Source organism: Micromonospora sp. NPDC047812, assembly GCF_040704175.1.
GTDB lineage: Bacteria > Actinomycetota > Actinomycetes > Mycobacteriales > Micromonosporaceae > Micromonospora.
The window spans coordinates 1-1407 of record NZ_JBEYRY010000040.1; the positions used below are offsets into that span (position 1 = coordinate 1).

Below are 1407 nucleotides of genomic sequence, written 5' to 3' on the forward strand. Positions count from 1 at the left end.
CCCAGGAAACCTCCAACAACAGCCGCTGCTGCGGATCCATCGCCACAGCCTCCCGCGGACTGATCCCGAAGAACCCCGCGTCGAACAACGCCGCATCAGTCAGGAACCCACCCTCCCGGACATAACTGGTCCCCGACCGCCCCGAATCCGGGTCATACAACGACTCGACATCCCAACCCCGATCCATCGGCCATGGCCCGATGGCGTCGCCACCCGCGGCAATGAGATCCCAGAGCTGTTCCGGGGTATCTATGCCGGCCGAGAACCGGCAGGCCATCGAGACCACGGCGATGGGCTCAGTCGCCCGCTCCTGAATCTCGTGCAGGCGTCGCCGGGTCTCCAGCAGGTTGTCCGTGGCCTGTCGCAGATATGTCCGCAGCTTCTCATCGTTGCTCACGCCGTTCGCCCTCCCTCGGAGCTTGCGATCTTGTCGAGAACGTCGAACAGCTCGTCATCGGAGGCCGCATAGGTGTCGATCACCGGGATTGCCCCGTCGCCGCCCGTCTGGGCCTCGAGCCTGCGCACCAGCTCACGTAGGCGGTCTGCCAGCTTCGTTGGATCTCTGCCATCTCCCGGGGCCAACGTGCGTATAGCCTGCTCGATCCGGTCCAAGTCGGACTGCAGAGCATTTGCGGGGGTCTTCTCCTCTGGCACAACTCGCGTCCACAGCTCGCGGCTGAGTTCGGCGGGGGTGGGGTAGTCGAAGACCAGCGTGGCCGGCAGCGACAGGCCGGTCGCGGTGGCCAGTCGGTTACGTAGTTCCACCGCGGTCAGCGAGTCGAAGCCGAGCTCGCGGAATGCGCTGTCCGGATCAATCGTCGCTGGGTCGGCATGGCCGAGCACGACGGCGGCCTGTGTCCGTACCAGTTCCAGGACTGTCCGCTGGCGTTCCTCGACTCCCATAGCGGCCAGCCTGGTGGCCAGGTCCACTCGCGTGTCGGTTGTGGTCGCCGTCCGGCGGGTCGAGCCACCAGCCAACACCCGCCACAGCGGCGGCACGCTACCGGCCCCGGCTCGACGCAGCGCGGCCGTGTCCAGCCGGATCGGCACGAGTTGCGGCTGGTCAGTACGTACTGCCGCGTCGAACAACGCCAGGCCCTGCTCAGGGGACATGGCAAGGATGCCGTTGCGTCGCATCCGGTCCAGGTCGACCTCGTCGAGATGCCCGGTCATCGCTGACTGTGGGGCCCACAGTCCCCACGCCAGCGACTGCCCGACCAGACCCGCGCTCTGCCGCCGTAGTGCCAGGGCGTCCAGGACCGCGTTCGCCGCGGCGTAGTTGCCCTGTCCCGGTGACCCGAGGGTGGCCGCCGCCGAGGAATACACCACGAACAACGCGAGATCCGAATCCTGGGTCAGTTCGTGTAGCCACCACGCCGCGTCGGCCTTGGCCCGCAGTACCGTCTG

At 67.1% G+C, this 1407-nt stretch carries 2 protein-coding genes; both read right to left on the reverse strand.

Annotation, left to right across the window (positions count from 1 at the left end; translation table 11 throughout):
* The coding region (locus tag AB0883_RS30765) for a beta-ketoacyl synthase N-terminal-like domain-containing protein (RefSeq protein WP_366644771.1) at window positions 1-397 on the reverse strand (397 nt) is incomplete at its 3' end.
* Window positions 394-1407: beta-ketoacyl reductase (locus AB0883_RS30770; RefSeq protein WP_366644772.1), on the reverse strand; the 1014-nt coding region annotated here is incomplete at its 5' end. The genes AB0883_RS30770 and AB0883_RS30765, both read right to left, overlap by 4 nt.